Source organism: Shinella curvata (genome assembly GCF_022899935.1).
GTDB lineage: Bacteria > Pseudomonadota > Alphaproteobacteria > Rhizobiales > Rhizobiaceae > Shinella > Shinella curvata.
In genome coordinates this window covers 1,160,047-1,180,359 of sequence record NZ_JALJCJ010000001.1, presented here as the reverse complement: position 1 = coordinate 1,180,359, position 20,313 = coordinate 1,160,047, and the positions used below count along the sequence as shown (strand labels likewise).

16 protein-coding genes are annotated in these 20,313 nt (G+C 63.3%); 8 read left to right on the top strand and 8 right to left on the bottom strand.

Annotation, left to right across the window (positions count from 1 at the left end):
* Positions 1-13: 13 nt before the first annotated feature.
* From MUU55_RS05585 to MUU55_RS05570, 4 genes are read left to right on the top strand one after another with little or no spacing between them, the layout of a single operon-like run.
* Positions 14-1,447: an aldehyde dehydrogenase family protein gene (locus tag MUU55_RS05585; protein ID WP_244759754.1), complete on the top strand. Its 1,434-nt coding sequence runs from the start codon at positions 14-16 to the stop codon at positions 1,445-1,447.
* Between the two features lie 46 nt (positions 1,448-1,493).
* Entirely contained in the window at positions 1,494-3,233 is a 1,740-nt protein-coding gene (gene araD, locus MUU55_RS05580; RefSeq protein WP_244759753.1) for an L-arabinonate dehydratase, read from the top strand.
* Between the two features lie 18 nt (positions 3,234-3,251).
* Positions 3,252-3,524 carry a hypothetical protein gene (locus MUU55_RS05575; RefSeq protein WP_244759752.1) on the top strand — a complete coding sequence of 91 codons (273 nt, stop codon included), beginning with the start codon at positions 3,252-3,254 and terminating at the stop codon, positions 3,522-3,524.
* 13 nt (positions 3,525-3,537) lie between these two features.
* Positions 3,538-4,473, top strand: a complete 936-nt coding sequence (locus tag MUU55_RS05570) for a hypothetical protein (protein ID WP_244759751.1) — start codon at positions 3,538-3,540, stop codon at positions 4,471-4,473.
* Between the two features lie 34 nt (positions 4,474-4,507).
* On the opposite strand, the gene MUU55_RS05565 is transcribed toward MUU55_RS05570, so the two are convergent.
* Genes MUU55_RS05565 through MUU55_RS05555 form a run of 3 tightly spaced genes read right to left on the bottom strand, consistent with a single transcriptional unit; the run spans position 4,508 to position 7,701 of the window.
* Positions 4,508-5,329 carry a transglutaminase family protein gene (locus MUU55_RS05565; RefSeq protein WP_244759750.1) on the bottom strand — a complete coding sequence of 274 codons (822 nt, stop codon included), beginning with the start codon at positions 5,327-5,329 and terminating at the stop codon, positions 4,508-4,510.
* Between the two features lie 15 nt (positions 5,330-5,344).
* On the bottom strand, positions 5,345-6,286 hold the full coding sequence (locus tag MUU55_RS05560; RefSeq protein WP_244759875.1) for an alpha-E domain-containing protein: 942 nt from the start codon (positions 6,284-6,286) through the stop codon (positions 5,345-5,347).
* Between the two features lie 5 nt (positions 6,287-6,291).
* The gene (locus tag MUU55_RS05555; RefSeq protein ID WP_244759749.1) at positions 6,292-7,701 is read right to left on the bottom strand and encodes a circularly permuted type 2 ATP-grasp protein; all 1,410 of its coding nucleotides are present in this window, start codon (positions 7,699-7,701) and stop codon (positions 6,292-6,294) included.
* 306 nt (positions 7,702-8,007) lie between these two features.
* Here MUU55_RS05555 and MUU55_RS05550 point away from each other — a divergent pair, with 306 nt between their 5' ends.
* Positions 8,008-8,892, top strand: a complete 885-nt coding sequence (locus MUU55_RS05550; RefSeq protein WP_244759748.1) for a DMT family transporter — start codon at positions 8,008-8,010, stop codon at positions 8,890-8,892.
* Between the two features lie 116 nt (positions 8,893-9,008).
* Here MUU55_RS05550 and MUU55_RS05545 read toward each other — a convergent pair whose 3' ends face one another.
* Complete coding sequence (locus MUU55_RS05545) at positions 9,009-10,433, bottom strand: DEAD/DEAH box helicase (protein WP_244759747.1); 1,425 nt, start codon at positions 10,431-10,433, stop codon at positions 9,009-9,011.
* A 298-nt stretch (positions 10,434-10,731) separates the two neighbouring features.
* Complete coding sequence (locus tag MUU55_RS05540) at positions 10,732-11,832, bottom strand: DNA alkylation repair protein (RefSeq protein ID WP_244759746.1); 1,101 nt, start codon at positions 11,830-11,832, stop codon at positions 10,732-10,734.
* A gap of 199 nt (positions 11,833-12,031) precedes the next feature.
* On the opposite strand from MUU55_RS05540, the gene MUU55_RS05535 reads away from it, so the two are divergent.
* Positions 12,032-12,484: a host attachment protein gene (locus MUU55_RS05535; protein ID WP_244759745.1), complete on the top strand. Its 453-nt coding sequence runs from the start codon at positions 12,032-12,034 to the stop codon at positions 12,482-12,484.
* Positions 12,485-12,491: 7 nt separating this feature from the next.
* On the opposite strand, the gene MUU55_RS05530 is transcribed toward MUU55_RS05535, so the two are convergent.
* Entirely contained in the window at positions 12,492-14,084 is a 1,593-nt protein-coding gene (locus tag MUU55_RS05530) for a trimethylamine methyltransferase family protein (protein ID WP_244759744.1), read from the bottom strand.
* 200 nt (positions 14,085-14,284) lie between these two features.
* On the opposite strand from MUU55_RS05530, the gene MUU55_RS05525 reads away from it, so the two are divergent.
* Entirely contained in the window at positions 14,285-17,938 is a 3,654-nt protein-coding gene (locus MUU55_RS05525; RefSeq protein ID WP_244759743.1) for a response regulator, read from the top strand.
* 2 nt (positions 17,939-17,940) lie between these two features.
* On the opposite strand, the gene mnmC2 is transcribed toward MUU55_RS05525, so the two are convergent.
* Complete coding sequence (gene mnmC2 / locus MUU55_RS05520; RefSeq protein WP_244759742.1) at positions 17,941-18,663, bottom strand: tRNA (5-methylaminomethyl-2-thiouridine)(34)-methyltransferase MnmC2; 723 nt, start codon at positions 18,661-18,663, stop codon at positions 17,941-17,943.
* Here mnmC2 and MUU55_RS05515 point away from each other — a divergent pair.
* Complete coding sequence (locus tag MUU55_RS05515; RefSeq protein WP_244759741.1) at positions 18,662-19,837, top strand: NAD(P)/FAD-dependent oxidoreductase; 1,176 nt, start codon at positions 18,662-18,664, stop codon at positions 19,835-19,837. The genes mnmC2 and MUU55_RS05515 overlap by 2 nt on opposite strands.
* Positions 19,838-19,844: 7 nt before the next feature.
* Here MUU55_RS05515 and MUU55_RS05510 read toward each other — a convergent pair whose 3' ends face one another.
* A complete protein-coding gene (locus tag MUU55_RS05510) occupies positions 19,845-20,237 on the bottom strand; it encodes a PRC-barrel domain-containing protein (RefSeq protein ID WP_425314133.1) in 393 nt (130 codons plus the stop codon).
* Positions 20,238-20,313 lie beyond the last annotated feature (76 nt).

The window sequence follows — 20,313 nt, the reverse complement described above, 5'->3', positions numbered from 1 at the left end:
GGAGGCTGAGGCCATGACCATCCACCAGAACCTGATTGCCGGCGAATGGGTCGGCTCCGATGCCATCGAGAACATCAACCCGTCGAACACGGGCGATGTCGTCGGCCAGTATGCCCGCGCCTCCGTCGAGGATACCAAGACGGCGATTGCCGCGGCCAAGGCAGCCTTCCCGGCCTGGTCGCGCTCCGGCATCCTCGAGCGCCACGCCATCCTGCGCAAGACGGCCGACGAGATCCTCGCCCGCAAGGACGAGCTTGGCCGTCTGCTGTCACGCGAAGAGGGCAAGACGCTGGCGGAAGGCATCGGCGAGACCGTGCGCGCCGGCCAGATTTTTGATTTCTTTGCCGGTGAATGTCTGCGCCTTGCCGGCGAGACGCTGCCCTCGGTGCGGCCGAATATCGGTGTGGAGATCACCCGTGAGCCGGTCGGTGTCGTCGGCATCATCACGCCATGGAATTTCCCGATCGCAATTCCCGCCTGGAAGATCGCGCCCGCGCTCTGCTACGGCAACACCGTCGTCTTCAAGCCGGCCGAACTGGTGCCCGGCTGTTCGTGGGCGATCGTCGATATCCTGGTGCGCGCCGGCCTGCCGAAGGGTGTGCTGAACCTCGTCATGGGCAAGGGCTCCATCGTCGGCCAGACCATGCTCGACAGCCCAGACGTCAACGCCATCACCTTCACCGGCTCCACCGGTACGGGCCGGCGTGTGGCGCTCGCCTCCGTCGAGCATAACCGCAAGTACCAGCTGGAAATGGGCGGCAAGAACCCCTTCGTCGTGCTCGACGATGCGGATCTCGCCGTGGCCGTAGAAGCCACCGTAAACTCAGCCTTCTTCTCCACCGGCCAGCGCTGCACGGCCTCCTCGCGCGTCATCGTCACGGAAGGCATCCATGATCGCTTCGTCGCCGCCGTCGGCGAACGGCTGAAGAGCGTTGTCGTTGACGATGCGCTGAAGGCCGGCACGCATATCGGCCCGGTCGTCGATCAGAGCCAGCTCAAGCAGGACACGGACTATATCGAGATCGGTCAGAAGGAGGGCGCCAGGCTCGCCTTCGGCGGCGAGCTTCTGAAGCGCGACACGCCCGGCTTTTACCTCGCACCGGCGCTCTTCACCGAGGCGACCAATGACATGCGCATCTCGCGCGAAGAAATCTTCGGCCCCGTCGCCGCGGTCATCCGCGTCAAGGACTACGAGGAAGCGCTGTCGATTGCCAACGATACGCCCTTCGGCCTGTCCTCGGGAATCGCGACGACCAGCCTCAAGCACGCGACGCATTTCAAGCGCAATGCCGAGGCCGGCATGGTGATGGTCAACCTGCCGACGGCAGGCGTCGATTTCCATGTGCCCTTCGGCGGCCGCAAGGGCTCGTCGCACGGCTCGCGCGAGCAGGGCAAATACGCCAACGAATTCTACACAACCGTCAAGACCGCCTACACCCTGGCGTGAGACAAAGGCCGCCCGGTCGCGGGTGGTCCCTTCGAGGACTGGAAAGATGACGAAGAAAGCGGAATGGCCGCGCAGGCTGCGGTCTCAGGAATGGTACGGCGGCACCAGCCGTGACGTGATCTATCACCGTGGCTGGATGAAGAACCAGGGATACCCGCACGACCTGTTCGACGGGCGCCCGGTTATCGGCATTCTCAACACCTGGTCGGACATGACGCCGTGCAACGGCCATCTGCGCGAGCTGGCCGAAAAGGTGAAGGCCGGTATCTGGGAGGCCGGCGGGTTCCCGATGGAAGTGCCCGTCTTCTCAGCCTCGGAAAACACCTTCCGCCCGACGGCGATGATGTACCGCAACCTTGCGGCCCTCGCCATCGAGGAAACCATTCGCGGCCAGCCGATGGATGGCTGCGTTCTGATGGTCGGCTGCGACAAGACAACGCCGTCGCTGATCATGGCGGCCGCCTCCGTCGACCTGCCGTCGATCGTCGTCACCGGCGGCCCGATGCTGAACGGTTACTTCCGCGGCGAGCGCGTCGGCTCCGGCACGCATCTCTGGAAGTTCTCCGAGATGGTGAAGGCCGGCGAGATGACGCAGGAAGAGTTCCTCGAGGCCGAAGCCTCGATGAGCCGCTCCTCCGGCACCTGCAACACGATGGGCACGGCCTCCACCATGGCCTCCATGGCCGAAGCGCTCGGCATGGCCCTCTCGGGCAATGCCGCCATTCCCGGCGTCGACAGCCGCCGCAAGGTCATGGCGCAGCTCACCGGCCGCCGCATCGTGCAGATGGTCAAGGACGATCTGAAGCCCTCCGACATTATGACGAAGCAGGCCTTCGAGAACGCCATCCGCACCAATGCGGCCATCGGCGGCTCGACCAACGCCGTCATCCACCTGCTCGCCATGGCCGGCCGCGTCGGTATCGACCTGACGCTGGACGATTGGGACCGCTGTGGCCGCGACGTGCCGACCATCGTCAACCTCATGCCGTCGGGCAAGTACCTGATGGAAGAGTTCTTCTATGCCGGCGGCCTGCCCGTCGTGCTGAAGCGTCTCGGCGAAGCGGGCCTCCTGCACAAGGATGCGATCACTGTGTCCGGCGAGACCGTCTGGAACGAGGTCAAGGACGTCGTAAACTGGAACGAGGACGTCATCCTGCCGGCCGAAAAGGCGCTGACACAGTCGGGCGGTATCGTCGTCGTGCGCGGCAACCTCGCGCCGAAGGGCGCGGTGCTGAAGCCGTCCGCCGCCTCGCCGCATCTCCTGACACATCGCGGCCGCGCCGTGGTGTTCGAGGATATCGACGACTACAAGGCCAAGATCAACGACGATAATCTCGACATCGACGAGACCTGCGTCATGGTCATGAAGAACTGTGGTCCCAAGGGCTATCCGGGCATGGCCGAAGTCGGCAATATGGGCCTGCCGCCCAAGGTGCTCAAGAAGGGCATCACCGACATGGTGCGCATCTCGGATGCCCGCATGTCCGGTACGGCTTACGGCACCGTCGTGCTGCACACCTCGCCGGAAGCCGCCGTCGGCGGCCCGCTGGCCGTGGTCAAGAATGGCGACATGATCGAACTCGACGTGCCGAACCGTCGCCTGCATCTCGACATTTCCGACGAAGAGCTGGCGCGCCGTCTCGCCGAATGGAAGCCGAACCATGAGCTGCCGACGTCGGGTTATGCCTGGCTGCACCAGCAGCACGTCCAGGGTGCCGATACCGGCGCCGATCTCGACTTCCTCAAGGGCTGCCGCGGCAACGCTGTCGGCAAGGACAGCCACTAGAGCATTTCCAGCCGAAGCGTGATCGCTTCGGCATCGGACAATGCGGCAAAACAAAAGGATGGGGTATTTCAGGTGATCCGGTTTTCACCGGAAATGCTCGAGGATCTCCAGGGCACGGCTTCAAAGGCCGTGCCCGATTTGTATCGTCTTGAAACAGATGCCCGCGTTTCGTGCAGCGAACGCAACTTTTCCTTTTCCCTTGTTTTCGACTGGCCGCATCACGCGAGGAACTCCCAACGTATCGCCTTCCTTTCCCATGCGATACCGGTCCACGTCCGGACCGGCCACTGAAAGGGAGGTTTCCATGTCTGGACCATCACGCGGTGTATCGATCCCGAAGCTTTCTGCGGCCCTTTTGGCTGCGGTCGTTCTTGCCGTGCCCGTCCATGCGGCGGATCGTGGCAAGAAGGGAGGCGGTCTTGGTGTTGGCGTCGGTGTAAGCATCGGCGGCGTCAAGGCTGGTGTGAGCGCCAATGTCGGCGGCAGCAAAGGTCTCGCGAATGCCAATGTCGGCGCTAGCGTCGGCGGCAAGAACGGCGCCAAGGCTGGCGTGGGTGCGAATGTCGGCGGCTCAAAAGGCCTGGCCAATGCCGGGGCGCGGGCGTCCGTGGGCGGTCGCAACGGTGTGAATGCCGGCGTTGGCGCTAATGTCGGCGGTTCGCGCGGCCTTGCCAATGCGGGTGTGGGCGCGTCCGTGGGCGGTCGCAACGGTGTGAATGCGGGTGTCGGCGCCAATGTCGGTGGCGCGCGCGGCCTTGCCAATGTCGGGGTCGGCGCGTCGGTCGGCGGACGAAATGGCGTGAATGCCGGTGTCAATGCCAATGTTGGCGGCTCCAGAGGCTTGCTCGATGCCAATGCCCGCGCAACGGTGGGCGGTAGCGGCGGGCTTTCTGCGAATGTCGGTGCCAATGTGGGCGGTGGCGGTCTTCTCGGCCTCGGCGTGGATGTCGGCCTCGGCGGTGGAAACACCGGTGGCGGCTCGGATGGCGGCCACGGCAGCAACAATCCGGGGGGTGGTGACACCGGAGGCGGCGGAACGGGTGGTGGTGGCAACGGCGGCAACACCCCCGGCGGTGGAAACACGGGCTCCCGCCCCGACCGTGATGTTATCCGCGATTTCGCGCAACTGCCGGGCAGCGAGCGCCAGCAGTTGCTCAAGCGTTGCCGCGGCATCGGCAGCGGCGGCTACGATGCGGCGCTGGTAAAGCTCTGCCGCCTGCTGGAAACGGCATCGCGTTGATGCTCGAAAGGACGGCAGCCGTTTGCGGCTGCCGTCAGCTTTGGCTTTGCGACTGGCTCTGGCCTGCCGTTTCCACCTTGATGGCGACGCTCATCGTTTCCGTGGCGTTGCCCGTCACCATGCCGGAGATGGGGGCAGCGTCGTTATAGTCGAGGCCGGTCGAGAGGCGGACATAACGTGCATCGGGGCAGATCTTGTTGGCGGCGTCGAAGCCGACCCAGCCGAGGCCCTGCAGGTGTACCTCGGCCCAGGCGTGGCTTGCCGTCTGGTCCGGCGCGTCCATCAGGAGATAGCCGGAGACGTAGCGGGCGGGGATGCCGAGATGGCGGGCAACCGACAGGAAGATATGGGCGTGGTCCTGGCAGACGCCCTGTTTCTTTTCCAGCGCCTCTTCAGCGGTCGTGTCGGAAGCCGTTTCTCCGGGTTTATATTCAACACCTTCATGAATGGCGGCCATCAGGGCATGCATGCGCGCCAGTTCATTGTCTCCGGTCGCGGCTTTGGCGAGGTCGCGGACGAGCTTGCCGGCTTTGGTCAGCGGCGTCTCGCGGAGGTAAAGCCAGAGCGGGACGAAGCCCTGATGCGGGCCGAAGACGCCGGCCCGATCCTGCGTCTCCACTTCACCTTCGGCGATGATGCGGATCGACACCTGTTCGGCATTGGTGCTGACGAGATCGACATGGTTGCCGAAATGATCCGTGTAACCCGCTTCCAGGCGGGCGCCGTGAACGGTGGTTTTCCACTCGCGCACGATCTGGCCCGGCTGGTTTTTCGGCGTCAGCCGCAGCCGCTGCAGTGAATACTGCACCGGGTCGTCATAGTGATATTCGGTCGTGTGGCTGATTTTCAGTCGCATGGCACGCCCCCAGCCCTAGCGATAGAAGCGGTAGCCGTCGGAGATTTCCTCTCCGAGGCGGTTGTTGTGCGCGATGAACTCCTCGATGAACTCGTGGAGCCCCTGTTCCATGATGTCTTCCATGGTGCGGCTCCTGAGCAGCATCAGCGTGGCCGAGGCCGTCTCGTGTGCCGCGTGGTTGTCGCCGTAGAGTTTTGCGAGATAACCGAGATTGCTGACGATCTTGTCGTAGCTGTAGGCGAGCGAGCGCGGCATGCGGTCGTTCAGAATCAGGAAATCCGCGATATTGGCCGGCGAGTAGTCGCCGTCATAGACCCAGCTGTAGGAGCGGTGCGCCGACACGGAGCGCAGGATCGATTCCCACTGCTTGTTGTCGAGCGACGACCCCACCTTGGCGATCGCCGGCAGCAGCACGTAGTATTTCACGTCGAGGATGCGTGACGTGTTGTCCGCACGCTCGATGAAGGTGCCGATGCGCGAGAAGTTGTAGATATCGTCGCGTAGCATGGTGCCGTGAAAGGCGCCGCGGATGAGGCCGGTGCTGCGCTTGATCGTGTCGATGATCTCGGGCATGTCGGCCGGCTTGACGCGTTTCGAGAGCGCCAGCTTCAACTCGATCCAGCATTCGTTGGTCGCTTCCCAGGTTTCCCGGGTCAGCGCCGTGCGCACCATGCGGGCATTGTTGCGCGCCGCTTCGATGCAGGACATCACGCTCGACGGGTTCGAGTAATCGCGAAGCAGGTAGTCGATGGCGTCGGCGCTCGTCAGCTTGTTGTGCGCGCTGTCGAAATCCTCACGCACGCCGGCGCTTTGCAGTACGCCGTCCCAGTCCTCGTCGGTGGAGCCGCTGCGCGTCAGCGCCATGCGCAAACCCGCATCGATCAGGCGGGCAATGTTCTCGGCCCGCTCGATATAGCGGAACATCCAGTAAAGGCCGTTGGCAGTTCTTCCCAGCATCGGCATCAGTCCTCCAGTACCCAGGTGTCCTTCGTGCCGCCGCCCTGGCTGGAGTTCACCACCAGCGAGCCTTCTTTCAGCGCCACGCGGGTCAACCCGCCCGGAATGATTTGCACCTTGTCGGAAACGAGCACGTAGGGCCGAAGATCGACGTGCCGGGGCGCGATGCCCTTGTTGACGAGAATGGGAACTGTGGAGAGCGACAGTGTCGGCTGCGCGATGTAGTTCGACGGCCGTGCTTTCAGCTTTTCGGCAAAGGCGGCGCACTCCTTCTTCGAGGCTGTCGGACCGACCAGCATGCCGTAGCCGCCGGAGCCATGCACTTCCTTCACCACCAGCTCGTCGAGATGTTCGAGCACGTATTTCAGGCTGTCTTCCTCCGAGCACCGCCATGTCGGCACGTTCTCGAGAAGCGCCTTGCGGCCGGTGTAGAATTCGACGATCTCGGGCATGTAGGAATAGATCGCCTTATCGTCGGAAATGCCCGTGCCTGGCGCATTGGCGATTGTGATATTGCCGGCCTTGTAGACATCCATGATGCCGGGAATACCGAGTGCGGAATCGGGCCGGAAGGTCAGCGGATCGAGGAAATCGTCGTCGACGCGGCGGTAGAGCACGTCGATCGCCTCGTAGCCTCGTGTCGTGCGCATCTTGACCTTGCCGTCGACGACACGCAGATCCGAGCCCTCGACCAGCTCCACGCCCATCATGTCGGCCAGGAACGAGTGCTCGTAATAGGCGGAATTGAAGATGCCGGGGGTCAGCACCGCGACACGCGGCTTGCCGGAACAGCCGGGCGGCGCGAGTGACGCAAGGCTCTGACGCAGAAGCTTCGGATAGTCCTCGACCGGGCGCACCTTGTTCAGGTGGAACAGTTCCGGGAACATCTGCATCATGGTTTCCCGGTTTTCCAGCATGTAGCTGACGCCGGAAGGCGTGCGGGCATTGTCTTCCAGGACGTAAAACTGGTCTTCGCCGGTGCGCACGATATCGGTGCCGACGATGTGGGTATAGACGCCGCCCGGCGGCTTGAAGCCGATCATCTGCGGCAGGAAGGCGACGTTGCGCTCGATCAGCTCGCGCGGCACGCGGCCGGCCTTGATGATCTCCTGCTTGTGGTAGATGTCGTCGAGGAAGGCGTTGAGGGCGATGACCCGCTGTTCGATGCCCTGGGCGAGCTTGCGCCACTCTCGGCCGGAAATGATGCGCGGGATGATGTCGAAGGGGATGAGTTTTTCGGAACTGTCTTCGTGCCCGTAGACCGCGAAGGTGATGCCGGTTTTTCGAAAGAGGTTTTCGGCGTCCCTTGATTTGGCGATCAGGCGAGCCCGATCCTGTCCTTCATACCATTCATGGTAGTTTTGATATGGCTGCCGCGGGTTGGTATCCGCGTTTATCATTTCATCAAATGCCAAAGGCGTGTTCCCCATTTTTCGCCATTTGAGTACAACATAAGGGGCAATGCAAGAACCATGCTCAATTAGCGACGAAGAATTCTCACACCGCTTTGAACGCAGTCAAACCGACCGTAGCGACGGTTTTTTTGGACATGTATGTACTGGACGGCCGGCCGTCGGGATTGCATCTGCCGAAAAGATGGGCAGGTGCCGAATAGGCGCGCCGCGCCTTTCGCTGAACCTAAGCATCAAGGAAATTCCTTTGACCATCACGGGGGCAGCGCCTATCGCTCGCGCACCGCTTGTCATCCCCCCGGAACCTCCATGTCTCTCGATCGTCTGGCGCCAGCCATTTTCGTCCTGCTCTGGTCGACCGGCTGGGTCGTTGCCAAATATGCTACCTTCGTTTCCGAGCCGCTGACCTTTCTCAGCATCCGCTACCTGACGGCCGCGATGCTGTTCACCGGATTCTGTCTTGTTACCCGCGCCTCCTGGCCGCGTGATGCGCGCACCATTGTGCACGCCGTTGCCTCTGGTGCTTTCCTGCACGGCATCTATCTCGGTGCGGTCTGGTGGGCGATCGGTGCGGGTGTGCCGGCGGCGCTGTCTTCGATCATCGCCGCGCTTCAGCCGCTGATGACGGCGCTGGCCGCGCCCTTCTTCATCGGCGAACGGCTGAGCGGAACGCAGAAGTTGGGGCTTGGCCTCGGCTTTCTCGGTGTGCTGCTCGCTGTCCTGCCGAAATTCTTCGGTCACGGTGCGGCGGAAATCCCATCCGTCGCCATCCTCATCAACATGCTCGGCATGGCCGCCGTGACCTACGGCACGATCTACCAGAAACAATATCTCCAGCATGGCGACATCCGCTCCATCGCGACGCTGCAATATGTCGGCGCGTTCATCGTGACCGTCCCCTTCGCCCTGTGGCTGGAAAGCCTGCACGTCGATTTCGGCTTCACTTTCGTTGCACTGCTTGCCTGGTCCGTGCTGGGCATTTCGATGAGCGCTATCCTGCTCCTGCTCTATCTGCTGCGTCGCGGGCAGGTTTCGCGTGCCGCCTCCCTCATCTATCTCGTCCCGCCCATAGCTGCGCTGCAGGCTGCCGCCATATTCGGCGAGGAGCTGACGGTGCCGATGATCGTTGGCACGGCCATCGTGGTGGTTGGCGTCTATCTCACCAATCGGAAGGTTTCTGCACCCGCGGGGTGATTGCCGCTCTGGATGGTGTTTGACCCGAGGAACCACGCCACGGCCATAACGCACCGTGCTGCACAGACACAAACGGCGGGCCGAAGCCCGCCGTTTCTCATTCGATGATTATTCGGTCACGCCTGTTCGCGGCGCTGGCCTTCCGGCCGGCGCGGCTTGCCGTGGTTCTGCGGGCGGCCCTGGCCGTTTCCGCCGCCGTGGTTGCGGTTCTGGCGCTCGCCCTGCTTCTGCGGCGGGCGGCCGCCATGGGCGCGCTTGCCGGCGGACGGTGCGCCACCTTCGGAACCGGCCTGCGAACCTTCGCCGAACGGCTTGCGCGGCGGGCGCTGGCCGGCGCGGCCCTGGCTGGCGCGATGGCCGCTGCCGCTGCGCGGCTTGCGCTTGCCGCCGGGGCCGGCGGTGACAACAGCCGGTGCTTCGCCGCTGGCGACGGTGATCTGGATGCCCATCAGCTTTTCGATGTCGCGCAGCAGATGCGCTTCGTCCGGCGTGCAGAAGGCGATGGCGATGCCGTCACGGCCGTTGCGGGCCGTGCGGCCGATGCGGTGGACGTAAGCGTCCGCCACTTCCGGCAGGTCGTAGTTGTAGACGTGCGTGACGCCCGGAATATCGATGCCGCGGGCGGCGACGTCGGTCGCGACGAGCACGCGGATTTCGCCGTCACGGAAGGCCTTGAGGGCGCGTTCGCGCTGGCCCTGGCTCTTGTTGCCGTGGATCGAGGCAGCCTTGAAGCCGATATGCTCGAGATGCTTCATCAGCTTTTCGGCGCCGTGCTTGGTGCGCGAGAAGACGAGCGACAGGCCATCCGGGTTGTCGGTGAGCGTCTTGCGCAGGATCTGCGCCTTCTGGTCCTTGCCGGGAACGTGGTGGACATACTGCTCCACCTTGTCGGCGGCCTTGCCCGGAGGGGTTACTTCGACCTTCTTCGGGTTGACGAGATATTCGCCGGCGAGTTCGCCGATCAGCTTCGGCATGGTGGCCGAGAACAGCAGCGTTTGGCGGTTCTTCGGCACCATCTTCGAAATCTTGCGCAGATCGTGTATGAAGCCGAGGTCGAGCATCTGGTCGGCTTCGTCGAGCACGAGGTAGCGGGCCTGCGTCAGCGTCACGGCCTTGCGGGCGACGAGATCGAGCAGGCGGCCGGGGGTGGCGACGAGGATGTCGGTGCCACGGTTCAGCATTTCCGACTGCTTGTTGATCGAGGCGCCGCCGACGACGGTGACGACACGCAGCGGGGTCTTCTTGACGAAGTCGCGCAGGTTGTCGGCGATCTGGTTCACCAGTTCGCGGGTCGGCGCGAGGATGAGGGCGCGGATGTTGCGCGGGTCGGGGCGGCGGGGGTCGGCGAGCAGCTTCTCGATCATCGGCAGGCCGAAAGCGGCCGTCTTGCCGGTGCCGGTCTGGGCGAGACCGATCAGGTCGCTGCCTTCGAGGACGAGCGGAATGGCTTTTTCCTGGATCGGCGTTGCTTTTTCGAAGCCGAGTGCCGAGAGGGTGGCGACAATGGTCTGCGAGAGGCCGAGGTCGTGGAAAGTGGTCAAGTCAAATACCTTTCGGGGCGCCAAACAGGTATCGCCGGAACGCACCATGCGCTTCCGGTTTCGTCTGGCGTCAAGAACCCCGCGTGAATTGGGAACTTGTGGGTTGGTTGGCAGTCGTCTGCGCAGTCATCCGCAAAATGGGAGGCGGATCGTCTCTTGCGCTTGTCCTTCTTGGCATCCCGTACGGGGAAATCGCTGGCTCGCTCACGCGGCGGCCGAAGGGCGACGCTGCGGCTCATGTCGTTGTTTTATGCCCAAAAGTCAAGTGCTACTTTCGCAGGTGCGAAAGGGTCGGGGCTCAATCCATGCGCAAATCGAAGTCGGCAGCGGCGCAAACCGTGCCGTTGATGAGGATTTCCACGCGGTGTATGCCGGGATAGTAGACCCGCGTGGTGATGGCGCGGATCGCGTGCTCCTTGTCTATCGTGTGACGGCCACCGGCGGGAAGATCGAGCGTCTTCCATTTGAACACTTTCGGCGCCAGGGTTCCGTTCGCCTTCACGTGGTGGATGGCGTAGTCGATCATCAGTCGCTGGGGCGCTGCATCCTCGTTGCTAACGGTGATGGAAAAGCCGAGTTTGTCGCCGAAGATCACGACGGGTGTCGCGACGTTCAGGCTTGCAGCGATGCCGCGTACGGCAGCGAACCCGAAATTGGCGAGGGCTTTGGCGTCCCCCTTCTTCAGCAGTGTGCGCGAGGCATGGCGCAACAACTGACGCCGCTCGGCCGAGGCTCCTTCGATGTGGCGCTCCACGAAATCGGCAACCAGGGCGGGATGGTCTTTGGCGATGTCGTTGAGGCTGTTCGCGACGGAGCGGCGCACATAGTCCTCCGGGTCGTCAATGAGGGCGACAAGGATCGGCAGGATCGGGGCGGGCTGTTTCACCAATGCCGGCAGGCGCATCGCCCAGGGCAGGCGCGGGCGCGTGCCTTCCGAGGCGAGGCGACGAACATGGTGGTTGGCGTCTGTGACCCAGCCGGAGATTTCGGCCAGTGCGCGGTCCTGTTCGGTATCGATGAAGCGGCGGATGCCGAATTCGGCGGTGAAATGCGGTGTCAGCGCTTTCAGAAGTGCAAGCGACAGATCGAAATGGCCAAGGCCGTGTTCGGAGACGAATTGATTGACCGGGAGCAGAGCCCAGCCGGAAAGGCCCGGCTTGCCTTCCGCCGGGAGCGCCTTGCGCAGGCTATCCGCTGCATCGACGTAATTGGCGGGCAGCGTCTGCGTCAACGCATCCTTGATCTGCTCGGCGCGCTGCATCAGTTCCAGCGTGTCCATGCCGTCGGTCGCCAGCGCCGTAAAGCGATCGGCGTCGAAATCGGACGCGACGCGCGAGATATGCCTCGCCATGTCCTTCACCAGTCCGGGATGCAGCAGGTTTTTCAGCGGCTCGGCCATTTGTTTCCCTTTTGTTCGACCTACCCTAGCGGGCCATGTTGACTCGAGGATAGGGGCAAACACGCTTTCCAACAGCTTTGTGATCGTTATCGCCGGGAACATGCGGCGGGCGCCCGCGTTTTCTTGAACGCGCACCCTGCCGGTTGCGCTCGCAGGCAGATCTGCTGCCAGTCCACAAACCGCTCTATGGGAGTGAAACATGACCGCTACGACTTGGATTCTCGCCGCCGACGGCAACCAGGCCCGCCTCTTGAAGGGGGTCAACCTGCTGAAGGACGAACAGCAGAGCCCGGAGCAGGAAGTCTTTCGCTGGGAGCCAAAGAAGGCGCAGGACATCATGGCCGACAAGCCCGGCCGCAGCCACTCCTCCGTCGGTCATGGCCGGTCCGCCATGGAATATTCGAGCGACCCGGTACGGGAGGAACAGCAGAAATTCACCGCCGAAGTGGCTGGCCTGATCGACGGTTACGCCGCCGAAGGCGCCTTCGACCGACTGGTCGTCTGCGCAGCCCCCCAAACGCTCGGCGACCTGCGCAACAAGCTCTCCGACAAGTCCCGGACACTGACCATGGCCGAGATCGACAAGAACTTTTCGAACCTGCCGACGGAAAAGCTGATCTCGTCCGTCCGCTCGATCATGTTCGACGCCTGATCTTTCTTTAGAAGTCGGTCGGAACGCCGCCCTCTTCCTTGCGCTTTGCGACGAACGCATCCAGTTCGTCCTCGATTGCAGGGTCGAGCGGCGGCTTTTCGTAGGTGTTGAGCTTTTCCTTGAAGACCCGGTTGGCATGATCGTAGGTGGTCGGCCGGCCGGCTTCCGTCCAGGTTTCGAAATTGCGCCAGTCCGACAGGATCGGCGAGTAGAAGGCCGTCTCGTAGCGCGCCAGCGTGTGCGGCGTGCCGAAGAAATGGCCGCCGGGGCCGACGTCACGCACGGCATCCAGGCCAAGCGCGTCGGCGCTGACATCGAGCGGCGTCAGATATTCCGCCACCATTTGCAGCATATCGACGTCGAGGATGAATTTCTCGAAGGACGCCGTCAGGCCGCCCTCGCTCCAGCCCGCCGAATGCATGATGAAATTGCCGCCACCCTGCGTCAGCGCCCAGAGCGAGAAGGCCGATTCGTAAGCCGCCTGCGCATCCAGTGTGTTGGAGGCATTGGTGTTGGAGGTGCGATAGGGGATGTTGTACTTGCGGGCGAGCTGGCCGCCGGCAATGACCGCCTTCATGTATTCCGGGGTGCCAAACGCCGGCGCTCCCGTCTTCATGTCGACGTTCGAGGTGAAGCCGCCATACATCACCGGCGCGCCGCGCCTCACCATCTGCGTGAAGGCGATGCCGGCCAGCGCCTCGGCATTCTGCTGCACGACGGCCCCGGCTATGGTTACCGGTGCCATGGCGCCTGCCAGCGTGAAAGGCGTCACCACAACGACCTGGTTGCGCGACGACATTTCGATGATGCCCTGCAGCATCGGTCCGTCGAGCCGCAGCGGCGAGGACGTGTTGATGATCGTGAAGAGCGAAGGCTCGCGCTCCATCTGCTCCATTGAAATGCCGCGGCCGATGCGGGCGATCTCGATGCCGTCGAGATTGCGTTGTTTGCCCAGCGAGTAGACGTGAAAGACCTTGTCCGTCAGCTTCACCATGTCCGAAAGACAATCGAGGTGGCGGATGGAGGCGTGGATATCGATCGGTTCCACCGGATAGCCACCCGTCGTGTGGATGACGTCATAGGACTGCGCAAGCTTCACCAGCTTGCGGAAATCCTCCTGGTTGCCGGCGCGCCGGCCGCCGTCGCGATCCGCGACGAAGGGAGCGGAGGCGATCTGTGCGAAGACGAGGTTGTTGCCGCCGATCTCCACGTTGCGTAGCGGATTGCGGGCATGCATCGTGAAGCCTGACGGCACCGAGGCCATCATGTCCATGATGAGGCCGCGGTCGAAGCGCACACGATCCGTGCCGGGCGTCACGTCGGCGCCGGCCGCCTTCATGCGCTCGCGCGCCTCCGGTAGGATGACGTCCATGCCGATCTCTTCGAGGATCGTCAGCGACGCCTGATGGATGGCCTCAAGCGCATCGTCCGAAAGCACGGCAGACTTGGCCGTCGTATTGACAAGGTTGAGATATTTCGCGTTGGCCGGCGCCCGCCTTGTGCGTTCCGCGCCACGTCCGCCGCCGCGCCGCCGCCGCTCGAGAGGCGCTTCGGCCTCCGGTTGTTCGAGGTGGCTTTCGAGTTTGATCACGTCGCCCATATGCAGCAGAGCCCCGGTCTGTTTGCCTTGGCTCCTTGTCGCACATCCTGCGTCATGATGGCCCGTCATTTGCGACAGGGAAATGCCGCCATGGATAAGGGGCGGCGTCGGCAACGATCGGTTAACCATCCGTTCAAGGATTGGTGATACTCCCCGAGGGGTACAAAACTCTCTTCCGTCCCGCTTCGGGGAGCGCATGCGTGACTGAATCTCAAGACGAATTGCTGGTGGCGGCCATAGCGCGCGTTCGCGCGTATCCGCATCCCGCCTACGTCAAGAGCAGCGAGCTGCGGTACCTTGCGGTGAACGAGCCGTACGCGGCCCTTTTCGGCCATAGCCCTGCCGATATGATCGGTCTGCGAAGCGATGAAATCGGCGAGCTGCCCGGCCATGGCGAACGGGACGACCCCGAACGCCGCTGCCTGATCTTCGGCAATCCCGAGCGCGCCCGCTTTGCGCATCCCTTCGGTCGCGGCAGTTTCGATATAGCGCTGAAGCGCGAACGGCTGTCTGCGACGCTTTCCATCCTTGTCGGTCTCTTCACCCCGGCCGTCGAGGCGCTCGCCCTGGCGGCCCGCACCGCCGCCAACACGGATATCAGGCCGGCTAGAGTGCCTGTTGTGGAGGCTCCGGCGGAGGAGGCCGATCCTATCGAAAGTGCGCTGGATGCCTTCGGAGCCGGTATCGCTATATTCGGCGCCGACAACCGGCTGAGCTATGCCAACCGCTGCATGCGGGAATTCTACCGCACGCTCGTCGGCGACCTTGCGGAGGGTCCGGTCAGTCTGGCTTCCATTACCGAAGCACTTCACGACATGGAGATCGGGCGCACGACGCCGGCGGAGCGGGAGCGCTGGGTTGCCAAGCGCCTGGCAAACTACGACCTGCCGCTCTACGAGGCGGTCGCCCGCCTTGCCGGTGGCTGGATGCGCCTGGTCACCCAGCGCCGCCCGGATGGAAGGCTCATTGCCTTCCGTCTCGACGTGACGGCTCTGAAGGAAAGCGAAGCGCGGCTCAGCCAGCACGCGCAGGAAATCAGCCTCTACCGCGCGCTGCTTGACGAACTTCCCGTTGCAAGCTTCATGCGCGACGAGAGCCAGCGCATGATCTTCGCCAACCGGGCCTATGTGGAACTGACCGGCAAACAGCCGGAGGAGCTGCTCGGCCTCACCACGCTCGACATGTATCCCGAGCAGGGGCAAGCGTTCCACGCGCAGAACCAGCAGGTGCTCGACACCGGCGAACTGCTCGAGACCGAAATCGACTATATCAGGGCGGACGGTTTCGTCCTGCCGACGATTACCAGGCTCTACCGCGTCACGACGCTTGACGAGAAGAGTTATCTTATCGGCTCGATCACTGACACCACGGTCCTGAAAAAACGTGAAGAGCAGCTGATCGAAGCGCAGCGCGAGGCCGAGGCGGCGCGCGCGGATCTTGCGAGTGTCGTGGAATCGCTTCCGGTCGGCATCGTCGTCGTCGATGAGGCCGGCGATATCGAACTCATCAACGGCGCCTTCGAGACCCTTTGGGACGACGCGTTGCCGGATCTCAGGGGCAGGCCGCTCGGCATGCTCTTGCGCTTCCAGGAGGCGCAGGGCGGGACATGCGAGGACGGCTGCGATATCGCGCCGCCCAGTCATGAACAGGTGCTGGGCAGCATTCGCACCGGCACTTTCGCCGCGCGTGAAGTCGCCTATGCGAACGGCCGCACGCTGATCGAGGCGGGATGTTCCATTTCCGGTGGCCGATGCCTACTCACCTATATCGACATCACCGAGCGTCGCGAGCGCGAGCGCGAGGTGCTGGAGACACGCAGCGCGCTGGAGGAAGTCGGCACGCTCATGGAGGATGCCGTTTCCTCGATGAGCCAGGGCCTGCTCATCATCGAAGGCGAAAGGGTGGTCCTGTCCAACGAAGCGCTTTCCACCATGATCGCCATGCCGCCGCACCTGTTGCAGCCCGGCGCGCTGGTCAAGAATGTGCTGCAGAGCTGCATCGACCGCAAGATTCCCGGATTTATCGGTGAGGATCCGGTGGATGCCGCGGCGTTCGGCACCATCCTCTTTACGGGCAAGCCAGCGTCACTCACGGTGTTCAGCGGCTATGAGCGCTGGCTGCGTCTCGACGTGACGCCAACCAGCCGCGGCCGCAGCGTTGTAGTGTTCTCCGACATTACGGACCTCAAGAGCCGCGAGGACGAGCTGCGCCGCCTTGTGCAGCGCGCCGAGACGGCAGACAAGGCGAAGTCGGAATTCCTCGCCAACATGAGCCACGAGATCCGCACACCTATGAACGGCGTGCTCGGCATGGCTGAACTGCTCGCCAAGTCGAATCTCGACACACGCCAGAAGACCTTCATCGACATCATGGTGAAGTCGGGCAATGCGTTGCTGACGATCATCAATGACATTCTCGATTTCTCGAAGATCGATGCCGGCCAGATGACGCTGCGCGACATCGCCTTTAATCCCGTGGAAGCGATCGAGGATGTCGCAACGCTGCTTTCGGCAAAGGCGGCGGAGAAGGATATCGAGCTCGTCGTGCGTGGCGCCGCGCATATGCCGGCGGCGGTGATGGGCGATGCGGGGCGCTTCCGCCAGATCGTAACCAATCTCGTCGGCAACGCCGTCAAGTTTACCGATCGCGGCCATGTGCTGATCGATCTCGCCTCCCATTCCCGTGGAGATGGTGCGGTGGAAATCGAGATCCGTGTCGAAGACACCGGCGCGGGGATTCCGACCGAGAAGATGGCGTCGATCTTTGAAAAATTCTCGCAGGTCGATGCCTCCTCGACGCGCCGTCACGAGGGCACCGGCCTCGGTCTTGCCATCACCGACGGGCTGACCCGTCTGTTCGGCGGCACGCTCGCGGCCGACAGCGCGGTGGGCACGGGGTCCGTCTTCACCGTGCGCCTGCCGATGACGCTCGCGGTCGCCGCGCTGCCGGCCCGCATCATGCCGGCCAGAACCTCCGGCGCGCGCGTTTTGATCGTCGATACGCACGACCTTTCGCGCAAGGCCTCGCATGACATGCTGCTCGACTGGGGTTTCGATGCGACGGCGGTCGGTTCGGAAGGGGAGGCGCTCGCGGTGCTGACGGCTGCGGCCGACATGGGCGTGCGTGTCGACGCGATACTCCTCGACTACCAGCCGGACCGTTCGCCCGCCTTTGTGCGCATATTGCGTGACAGTCCTGCAACGGCGGGAAGCGCCATCATCGTCCTCACCTCCATGAACCTTCCGGCCGATGACAAGCTGCTCTCCTCGCAGGACGTCCAGGCGCATCTGATGAAACCCGTGCGGGCCGATCTGCTGCGCGAAACGGTCGGTGAGGTCCTGCGGGCGACGCGCGGCGGCAAATCCTCGCCGGTTGCTTCTCCTGCAGCCGAGGGCAAGATTCTGTCGCTGCGTCCGCATGCCGCGGGCACTGCCGTGGCGGAGGGCGATGTTCTGGATGTGCTGGTTGCCGAAGACAACGAGGTCAACCAGATCCTCTTCACCCAGATGCTGATGGCGGCAGGCCTGCGCTTCCGCCTCGTGGGCAATGGCGAAGAGGCGGTCGACGTGTTCCGCACCACGCGACCCGGCATGATCCTGATGGATATCTCCATGCCCGTGATGAACGGTCTCCAGGCAAGCCGGGCGATCCGCGACCTCGAAAGCGGCACCGGACACCGCGTGCCGATCGTTGCCGTGACCGCCCATGTGCTGGACGGCGATCGTGAGGAATGCCTGTCCGCCGGCATGGACGACTATCTGGCGAAGCCGATCAGCATCGAAAAACTCGAGGAAAAGATCGACCGCTGGCTGACGCGCGGCAAGGCGCAGGCGGCCAACGGCACGCAGCACTAGCGTCAGGCCGCGGGTTTTTCACCACAGAGCATTTCGCGTTTGCCCGCAAATCCCGGCCGTCGCTCCACGGTGAAGCCCCCGGCTGCAAGATTGCGCCGCACGAAACCGGCTGCCGCATAGGTGCCGAAACGCCCGCCGGGAACCGTCAGGCGGAAAACCTCGGCCATCAGATCCGCCGACCACATGTCCGGATTTCGTGACGGGGCGAAACCGTCGAGATACCAGGCGTCGAAGGGGATTTTTTCCCCAGCGAGGCTTTGCAGCGCCACCCCGCATACGACGGTGAGACGGACGCCGGGCGCAAGGTCGATCTCGATGCGCCCATCGGGCGTATCGGGCCATTTTTCGGTGAGGCGCGCGCGCTGTGCATCAAGTTCCGGCCAATGGCCGAGTGCCCGATCTATATCGGCGCGGGCCATCGGAAAGCGCTCGAAAGAGGTGAAGTGCAGGCTTGCCCCTTCCGGCGCGGTCTCCTGCCACTGCCGCCAGGTTTCGGTGAGATTGAGGCCGGTGCCGAAGCCGAGCTCGGCGATGCGGAACGGCTCCTGCCGCTGCCAGCGGGCCGGCAGGCCGTTGCCGGAGAGGAAGACGTGTCCACACTCCAGCCGGCCGTCGTTGCGGCAATAAAAGTGGTCGTCAAAGGCACTGGAATAGGGCATATCGCCCTCGTGCCAGTTGAGAACACCGAGGGTTTCGGGCGCAGTGTAGGGATCGTTGTCTGCCATGCCGAATGCCGATAATCCCGTGAGGGCCGCCGGTCAACCGGCTGTGGACCTGCTCGTGGCCGGCGGCGGGGTGATGGGTCTGTGGACCGCGCTTTTCGCCGCGCGAAAAGGGCTTTCCGTCCATCTCGTCGATCGCAGGCGTTTGGGTGCCGGCGCGAGTGGCGGCGTGCTGGGTGCCTTGATGCCCCACCTGCCGGATCGGTGGAATGCCAAGAAGGCCTTTCAGTTCGCCGCATTGGTGTCGATCGAAGCGGAGATTGCCGCACTGGAGGCCGAAACCGGTCTTTCTGCCGGCTACCGCCGGTCCGGCCGCCTCATTCCGGTGACGAAACCGCAAAACCGCGATACGGCGATGGGCCATGCGCGGGATGCGCAATCCGTCTGGTTGACGCCCGAGCGCAGCTTTTCTTTCGAGGTGCTGGATGCCGCACCGATTGCGGGATGGCCTGCAACCGAGGCCATGCCGCATGGGCTGGTTCACGATCATCTCGCTGCCCGTCTTTCCCCGCGCGGCCTGCTTGCCGCCTTGAAGGCGGCCCTTGAACGGCAGGCGACGGTGACGATCACAGAGGGCATCGGCCTCTCGGCACTCGACGCCGCCGCTGGCCTTGCCCGTCTCGATGACGGCTCGCTTCTGCCTTTCGGCCATTGCGTGCTCGCCGCCGGTGTCGAAACCTTCCCGTTGCTGCAACCCCTGACCCCTCTCGCCAAACCGGTCGGTATGGGCGTCAAGGGACAGGCGGCATTGCTTCGGGCACACGTCGATCCCGGCCTTCCGGTGGTCTTTGCCGACGGACTCTATATCGTGCCGCATGAAAACGGCGTCGTCGCCATCGGCAGCACGAGCGAAAACAGTTTTGAGGATGCGCACAGTACCGATGGTCTGCTCGACGCGCTGATCGAAAAGGCGCGGCTGATAACGCCCATCCTTGCCGATGCGCCCGTCGTGGAGCGCTGGGCGGGCCTGCGTCCCAAGGCGATCGGCCGCGAGCCGATGGTGGGCCGGCATCCGGATCACGCCAATCTCAGCCTGATGACGGGTGGCTTCAAGGTGAGCTTTGGTCTGGCGCATGCCCTTGCCCGCACCGTGCTCAACGAGGTCGAGGGCGGAACGCTGGACGTCCCGCCCTCTTTCACCGTTTCTGCTCACCTGGAACAAGCCGGGCGTATCTGATGCCACCTTACATCCAGTAGGGCGGCACGCCGTAATAATCGTGGATCACCTTGCCGTTGCGGCGGTTCCAGTCGTATTCCGCGTCGCTTTCATAGTGCGGGGCGGCCTCGACCTGTTCTTTCGTCACGTCGACACGGTAACCGCCGAGACCTTCGTCATAGGCAAGCTTACCCCAGGGAAGGGGATAGTGATCGTGGCCTATACCGAGGAAACCGCCAAAGCTCAGGACCGCGTAGGACACGTGGCCGCTACGCTTGTCGAGGATCAGGCGCTCCACCGAGCCGATGTGCTTGCCGTCGGCGCCATAGACACTTGTGCCCTCCACCTTGTCGCTGGCGATAAGATCCTGGGTTTCGCGAATGTTTGCATCCTGCATGACCATAGGTGTTTCTCCTTGCATGTAATGGACAGAAAACGGCGCAAAGCGGTAATGGTTCCTCTTTCCGGGAGAACATCAGAGGCCGTTTCGACCGTCT

Coding starts and splice junctions, on each gene's coding strand:
- mnmC2 (WP_244759742.1), bottom strand. CDS start 18,663: ATGGCAGACAACGATCCCTACACTGCGCCCGAAACCCTCGGTGTTCTC.
- MUU55_RS05530 (WP_244759744.1), bottom strand. CDS start 14,084: ATGGGCGACGTGATCAAACTCGAAAGCCACCTCGAACAACCGGAGGCC.
- MUU55_RS05560 (WP_244759875.1), bottom strand. CDS start 6,286: ATGCTGGGAAGAACTGCCAACGGCCTTTACTGGATGTTCCGCTATATC.
- MUU55_RS05510 (WP_425314133.1), bottom strand. CDS start 20,237: ATGCAAGGAGAAACACCTATGGTCATGCAGGATGCAAACATTCGCGAA.
- MUU55_RS05585 (WP_244759754.1), top strand. CDS start 14: ATGACCATCCACCAGAACCTGATTGCCGGCGAATGGGTCGGCTCCGAT.
- MUU55_RS05515 (WP_244759741.1), top strand. CDS start 18,662: ATGCCGAATGCCGATAATCCCGTGAGGGCCGCCGGTCAACCGGCTGTG.
- MUU55_RS05570 (WP_244759751.1), top strand. CDS start 3,538: ATGTCTGGACCATCACGCGGTGTATCGATCCCGAAGCTTTCTGCGGCC.
- MUU55_RS05540 (WP_244759746.1), bottom strand. CDS start 11,832: ATGGCCGAGCCGCTGAAAAACCTGCTGCATCCCGGACTGGTGAAGGAC.
- MUU55_RS05550 (WP_244759748.1), top strand. CDS start 8,008: ATGTCTCTCGATCGTCTGGCGCCAGCCATTTTCGTCCTGCTCTGGTCG.
- MUU55_RS05535 (WP_244759745.1), top strand. CDS start 12,032: ATGACCGCTACGACTTGGATTCTCGCCGCCGACGGCAACCAGGCCCGC.
- araD (WP_244759753.1), top strand. CDS start 1,494: ATGACGAAGAAAGCGGAATGGCCGCGCAGGCTGCGGTCTCAGGAATGG.
- MUU55_RS05565 (WP_244759750.1), bottom strand. CDS start 5,329: ATGCGACTGAAAATCAGCCACACGACCGAATATCACTATGACGACCCG.